This window comes from Bacillus sp. B4EP4a (assembly GCF_006680105.1).
Lineage (GTDB): Bacteria > Bacillota > Bacilli > Bacillales > DSM-1321 > Peribacillus > Peribacillus simplex_E.
Map to the genome: position 1 here is coordinate 1 of NZ_VHIK01000054.1, position 6,562 is coordinate 6,562.

Annotated in this window: 5 protein-coding genes and 1 pseudogene; 5 read left to right on the forward strand and 1 reads right to left on the reverse strand. The window is 36.9% G+C overall.

What is annotated here, in order from left to right; genetic code table 11:
• Positions 1-204: pseudogene (locus tag FNK51_RS22905) on the reverse strand (DUF1641 domain-containing protein); the annotation flags it as partial.
• 1,117 nt (positions 205-1,321) lie between these two features.
• Between FNK51_RS22905 and FNK51_RS22910 the strand changes: the two are divergent.
• The 5 genes from FNK51_RS22910 (at position 1,322) to FNK51_RS22930 (ending at position 6,438) form a co-directional block, all read left to right on the forward strand.
• On the forward strand, positions 1,322-1,777 hold the full coding sequence (locus FNK51_RS22910) for an SMI1/KNR4 family protein (RefSeq protein ID WP_141994794.1): 456 nt from the start codon (positions 1,322-1,324) through the stop codon (positions 1,775-1,777).
• 103 nt (positions 1,778-1,880) lie between these two features.
• Positions 1,881-2,588, forward strand: coding sequence for a response regulator transcription factor (locus FNK51_RS22915; protein WP_098372700.1), 708 nt, complete (start codon positions 1,881-1,883; stop codon positions 2,586-2,588).
• Positions 2,585-3,646, forward strand: a complete 1,062-nt coding sequence (locus tag FNK51_RS22920) for a sensor histidine kinase (RefSeq protein WP_141994795.1) — start codon at positions 2,585-2,587, stop codon at positions 3,644-3,646. The genes FNK51_RS22915 and FNK51_RS22920 overlap by 4 nt, the downstream gene beginning before the upstream one ends.
• 97 nt (positions 3,647-3,743) lie before the next feature.
• On the forward strand, positions 3,744-4,520 hold the full coding sequence (locus FNK51_RS22925; protein ID WP_141994796.1) for an ABC transporter ATP-binding protein: 777 nt from the start codon (positions 3,744-3,746) through the stop codon (positions 4,518-4,520).
• Complete coding sequence (locus FNK51_RS22930) at positions 4,498-6,438, forward strand: FtsX-like permease family protein (RefSeq protein ID WP_141994797.1); 1,941 nt, start codon at positions 4,498-4,500, stop codon at positions 6,436-6,438. Before FNK51_RS22925 ends, FNK51_RS22930 begins: the two co-directional genes overlap by 23 nt.
• The last annotated feature ends 124 nt before the right edge of the window (positions 6,439-6,562 follow it).

Sequence of the window (6,562 nt, forward strand, 5' to 3'; positions counted from 1 at the left end):
ATCATCAGTCGCAACCGATTGAGCGAAATCATAAGACTTTGTTAAAATATTCACTAACTCAGTCAGTTTTGGTAACTGCTCAACCAAAGTGTTCAATGATTCCTGTACCTCGGGCTTTAAAAGCTGATCAAGGATATCCAATTGTTCTTGGTTTGCAGAAATATTAAGTGTTTCATGTTCAGGTTTTGAGACTACATCTACCATATCTAATTCCCCTTTAAACTTAATTATTTTGATTTATGTGTTTTCCGCCGATACTACTAATCATACGACTCTAACCTCTTAATTTCAAATATTTCTTTTGTGATACGAATATAATTTTTATAGTTATTATTAACAGTTATTAGGTGGTTTTTGTGATTTCTCTTAATATTCCAAAAAAATATTATGATTATTCTGGTTATAATACCTTAAATAAAGAGACATTCTATAAGATTACGATTGGGATTCACCACATTTCCTATAATAATAGGGGGCAGGATCTTTCGGTTGTCGCCGGCTATCGGCAGAATATGTAGACATCTTTTGTTTTGAATATATGTTTGGTTTGCTATAATGTCCATAATCTTTGAATATGCCATGCCTGAATGAGACCCAGGAATATTTTATCTGATTTAGGGTATAGAATATTATCGGAATTGGAGATGATGCCCTTGGTAGAACGCAGGATATTAAAGATTCGTGGTGAGAATATCGAAATATCCTCCAGGTATAATGAAAAATATAGTAAATGGAATTGTACAGCCAAAATTCCCAATAGTTCAATCATTGCTTATTGTCGTGATAAGAATAGGCTTCGTGCTGAGACAGTTTCTATGAGCAGGTTATTAATTACTTATGATGACTATAAAGTTGTCTGAGATGTAATGGGATAATTCATAAATAGGAAAAAGGCGCATAACCTAGAATATAATGGTTGGGCGCCTTTTTAATTGTATAAAGAAGGAGGAATCATGCTAAGTTTCATCATCGTCCCCCTATATATCTTCGAAAATGGAGATATATCTTCGAAAACTCCTGATTTATCTACGAATTATATGATTTATCGATTTTTCGACAAAAACTCTTTATATAAAAGCTATTTTCTTATTGAAATGCAACGAAATTGTCAAAAAAAATATCAGAAAATACTGATAAGGATAGTAAAATTATGTTAATATATTTAAAAAAAGTATTATTTTCTAAGTAATGATAATTTATTTTTCAACGATCTCCATAAATGGAGTGTAGGTCCTGACCTTTTTATAAACAGCAATTAGCAGGCTTACAGAATAAGATTATCAATTGATTTTGCTACAATAAACTGAAATGGAGTGATAGAATGGTTAATATTAACGGATATGGAAAAGCGACACAAGAAGCAGTGAATAATTTTCAGGAATTTGTGGGTTTTGAGATCCCTGCAGATTATAAACAATTTCTCCTTACGCATAATGGCGGCACAACTGCGGTTCGAAACAGTAAGTTTTATGTAGATGGATTAGACACGCTCGTTTGCTTAAATTTACTTTATGGATTAGAGCTTCAAGATAAAAAACTGGATTTACAGAAATGGCATGAAGAAAATAGGGAAGACTTACATAAGAATTGCATTATAATAGGTAATGATACATGTGCAGGTAAAATCTTACTGATAGATAATGAAGAGGAAAAGGGAGTTTATTTCTGGGATCAGGGTTGGTATTCGGATCCATCAAGTCAGGATGAAAATATTTATAAAGTTGCATCGAGTTTTAAATCCTTCATTGAGGGATTGAAAATCCCGGAAGAAATCTAATTTTATTTGAATCCCCTTGATTGGCTCATACCATTCAAGGTTTTTTATTGTCATTTCAATAGCTGAATTGATATGAAGGATTGATGTTAATGAGGAGAAAACGATGTATAAAATATTATTGGTTGAAGACGATTTCAAAATAGCGGGAATCTTGGTCAATTATTTAAAAAGGTACGGGTATGAGGTATTTGAAGTGAAGCAACTGGACCAAGTCTTTGCGGAGTTCCAAGAGGTAAAGCCAGATTTGGTTTTATTGGATATTAATCTGCCCTATTATGATGGTTTTCATTGGTGCCGGCTAATAAGGACGGTTTCAAAGGTTCCCATCATATTCATCTCTGCAAGGACAGATGAAATGAACCAAGTCATGGCCATTGAATATGGGGGAGATGATTATTTAACAAAACCGTTTCATCTGGAAGTGGTACTAGCGAAAATAAAGAGTGTCCTACGCAGGGTTTATGGTGAATATGCGGAAATATCTTCATTCCACCAACAAATAAAGGAAATGGACGGATTAACGCTTTATACGGAAAAAGCGATGATCGAATATCAGGACAATCGGGTAACGTTAACTCAAAATGAGTTGAAATTATTGAGTTGTTTACTACGACAGTATGACACCATTGTCTCGCGTGAAGATTTACTTGAAGCATTATGGAATGATGATTCATTTGTTGATGACAATACATTGACCGTCAATGTCACAAGGGTACGGAGAAAACTTGAGGATATTGGCGTCAACCAAGCCATAACAACTAGCAGGGGAAAAGGATATCGACTAAAAATAGTGCAAGGTGAAGAAAAGTGAAGCTGAAATCCTTTATAAAAGACCGTCTTTATTTTATTTTTTATACCGTTCTATTGGTAAGCCTGCTTATTATTGCTTATGCATTAGCCGTTCTGGAAGCGGGGAATCACATATCGATTTCAAATATCATCTATTTAATTATTCTCGCGTTGTTTATGATGCTTCTATTTTTAGCGGCCGATTACATAAGGCATTACCGTTTTCTTAATCAATTAGCAAGGATGAAGCAAGAAACGAGCTTGTCGTTTGAATCTGTCGAAGCCTTTAGGGAACCCCTGTCAAATGAACAAAAGTTGTGGATGGAACTTTTTCAACAAATGAACCGGGTAACAATTGGACAATTACAAGAACAAATCAAACAGAAGGAGCAATATGAGCTGTTGATTCATCAATGGGTTCATCAAATGAAGACACCTGTTTCAGTCATTTCCTTACTGGTTCAAGAAGGCAAAAGGACATTTTCGAATGAGTCGATGAAGGATTATCTTAAAGAGATAGAAGAAGAGAATGATCGATTTCGCAGAGGACTGGAAATTATATTGCATGGAGCAAGGCTGCAGCGTTTTTCGGAGGATGTAAAATCGGAAAGGGTTGACTTAATTAATCTAGTCAAGCAAGTGATTAACGAGGAAAAGAAACAGTTCATCAAACGGTTCATATATCCCAGGCTTGACACGGAACTTGAGAATTTATATGTGCATTCGGATCGTAAGTGGCTCCACTTCGCCATTAGTCAGGTGGTCTTTAATGCACTGAAGTATTCAAGGCAGGAAGAGCATGACAGCATAACGTTCAGCATTGTTGAAAAAGAGTCGGAGATTTTCCTTAGGGTAACTGATCAGGGAATTGGAATTGTCCCACATGATGTAAAACGGGTGTTTGATCCATTTTTTACTGGAGAGAACGGGCGAGTCCAACAAGAGTCAACCGGGATGGGATTATATCTAGTGAAGGAAATCGTTAACAGGCTTGGGCATGGTGTTACCATTCAATCGACTGTATCAGAAGGGACTACTGTGGAATTTCTCTTTAAGACAAATACCTTACATGAAAGGTGACAGAATTGTAAGGGTGTTAAACGATTATGTAATAAACTTCGATGGGAGCCTCCCGCTTTATTCATTATACTTACGGTAAGAAAGGGAGGTTTTCAGGATGTCGATTTTAAAAGCGGAGCAATTATCCAAAACTTATTTTCAAAAACAGGGGAATTTATTTCATAAAGCGTTACATAATTTCACCATGAATGTACAGAAAGGGGAATTTGTCGGGGTGATGGGTCCATCAGGCAGCGGGAAAACCACTCTGCTTAACTTAATGGCCACGATTGATAAGCCCACCACAGGTAAAGTCATTCTAAATGATCAAAATCCTAATGAATTAAACAATCAAGACCTGGCTTTGTTTCGCAGAAAGGAAATTGGATTTGTTTTTCAAGACTTCAACCTTCTTGATACACTTACCGTTCGCGAAAATATCATCCTTCCTTTAGCGTTAGATCATTATAAATTGCAGGAAATGGAAAATAGGGTGAATCAGTTGGCGAGCCTTCTTGGTATAGAAGGGATTTTAGAAAAGCGGACTTATGAAATTTCCGGAGGTCAGCAGCAACGAACGGCATGTGCACGAGCGATGATTCATGAGCCTTCCATTATTTTAGCGGATGAACCTACTGGTAATTTGGATTCCAAATCCGCCAAGCAGGTAATGGATACCCTCACGACACTTCAGGAGAAAAAGGGAGCAACCATCCTCATGGTCACTCATGACCCTACTGCCGCCAGCTTCTGTGACCGGATTCTATTCATAAAGGATGGTAAGTTCTTTTCGGAGGTGCACAGCGGAGGGGAAAGACAGAGTTTCCATCAAAGGATTTTAGATACGTTAAGCGTTTTGGGAGGAGTCTATCATGAACATCCGACTTCTCGCTAAGAGAAATATCCAGGGAAATGCACAACGATATCTAGCTTATTTTTTCAGTATTGTCCTTTCCGTCTCAATCTTTTTTATTTACGCATCATTTATCTTTCATCCTGATGTGGTCCATGCGAATATTCCTGGGGGACAGCTAATTAGTAGGGGACTCATTGCAGCAGAAATAGTGATCATCATATTTTCGGTTTTCTTTATCGCTTATTCGAATGCCGCATTTATACAGCCGCGAAAAAAAGAGTTTGGGCTGCTGACACTGCTTGGAATGTCCAAATCCCAACTAAGAAAACTGATTTACCTGGAGCAAACGATGGTTTCCCTCATATCAATCCTGATTGGGGTAGGCTTGGGGTTATTATTCTCAAAGTTATTCTTAATGGCAGTTTCTTGGTTATTGGCTGTAGAGCAACCAATATCGTTTGTTTTTGTCCCTGAGGCCTTTGTTTATACGATTGTTGGTTTCGTTTTGTTATTTCAGCTATTATCGCTCCTTTCATTGTTCCACATTGGAAATGCGGAGGTGGTCGATTTACTAAAAGATAAACAAAAACCAAAAAAGACGCCCTTCGTTTCAAAGTGGTTAATTGCATTATCGGCCGTTAGCTTAGGCGTTTCTTATTATTTGGCAGGCACTATGTCGTTGAACAATTCTTATATTCGAGTAATGCCCATTTTACTCTTCGTACTGATCGGCACCTATTTTTTATTCAGCCAAAGTATTGTCGCTCTATGCAGCAGGCTTTACCGGAAGAAGAAAAGCTTATATGGTGGAACGAATTTAATCACTCAAACAAACCTGATATTTAATATTAAAGACTATTCCAGATTATTCTTTTTGACCTCGATCATTACAGCCGTCATTTTGACAGCTGCAGGCACACTTTTCATGTTCAGTGCAGACTTAAAAAAGCAAGGGATGAATAACATTCCTCAATCAATTGGCTGGGTGGAAAATGATGCTTCTATAAATTCCATTATTGAACCATCCGCAGTAGAGAAAGCATTAAAGGAAGATGGATTCAAGATCCTTTACAAAGTAAATATGACAGGAGTACCCATTACCTACATGTTACCCCATATGAGAACGGGAGAATCTAATGAAAATAGGTCATTATTAATCTCGGAAAGTGATTATAACAATGTGGCTGCATTGCGAAAAATTGATCCGGCAAAGTTATCTGGAAAGGAAGCGTTATACGTTTTTCCTTATGGAGGACTGGATTATCAATTCGTCCAAAAGGGAGAACAAAAGGAACTTCACTATGGTAAACAAACCATACAGGTAACAATGATTGGTCAGCGCAATCAATCCATAGTCGCCCCCATAAAGTCAGCAACGACCCTGATGGTGGTCGATGATCGGCTGTTTCATGAAATAACTGCTGATGTGCCTTTAAAAGAAAAGGTAAGAGTACGCGGGTATGAAATTAGAGATTGGGAAGAATCAATGGAAACATCCAGTAAAATCGAAAAAATGTCTAATAATCCAGACCAGAATCAATTGCAAACAAGAGCTCCGATTTATCAAGAAATGAAACAGGGAAGCATTTTGATACTTTTTATCGGCTTGTTTGTCAGTTTATTATTCTTTATCGTCCAAGGAAGCATGATGTATCTGCGAGTTTTTACGAATTTAGAAGATAAAAAAATCCAAATTCATGCCCTTCATCGATTGGGACTGACAAAAAAAGAAATACGGCAAATTTTAAGTGCGGAAATACGCATCCTCTTTTTCGCTCCTTTTCTGATAGGGATGATTCATGCCATAATCGCCTACGTGGCATTAAGCAATTTATTGGGATCCAACTTGTTCGTCTATTCTGCTATGGTCATCGGAACGTATTTTCTTTTTCAACTGCTATATTATCAAGTAACAAAAAAGATGTATGAGCGGGCAGTCATCAATTCGATTAAATAAAAGCTATCATACGTAAATGGAATCAGGGGGTCAGGTCCTGATTCCATTTTTGTTTTCCTTATTAATAAATTAGTTAATATGTACTATTGAAAGGGGAGTGATTCACTATACCACGCAAATTAAT

What these genes read in the sequence shown, in the direction of transcription:
- FNK51_RS22910 (WP_141994794.1), top strand. Translation starts at nt 1,322, where the DNA reads ATGGTTAATATTAACGGATATGGAAAAGCGACACAAGAAGCAGTGAAT.
- FNK51_RS22915 (WP_098372700.1), top strand. Translation starts at nt 1,881, where the DNA reads ATGTATAAAATATTATTGGTTGAAGACGATTTCAAAATAGCGGGAATC.
- FNK51_RS22925 (WP_141994796.1), top strand. Translation starts at nt 3,744, where the DNA reads ATGTCGATTTTAAAAGCGGAGCAATTATCCAAAACTTATTTTCAAAAA.
- FNK51_RS22930 (WP_141994797.1), top strand. Translation starts at nt 4,498, where the DNA reads ATGAACATCCGACTTCTCGCTAAGAGAAATATCCAGGGAAATGCACAA.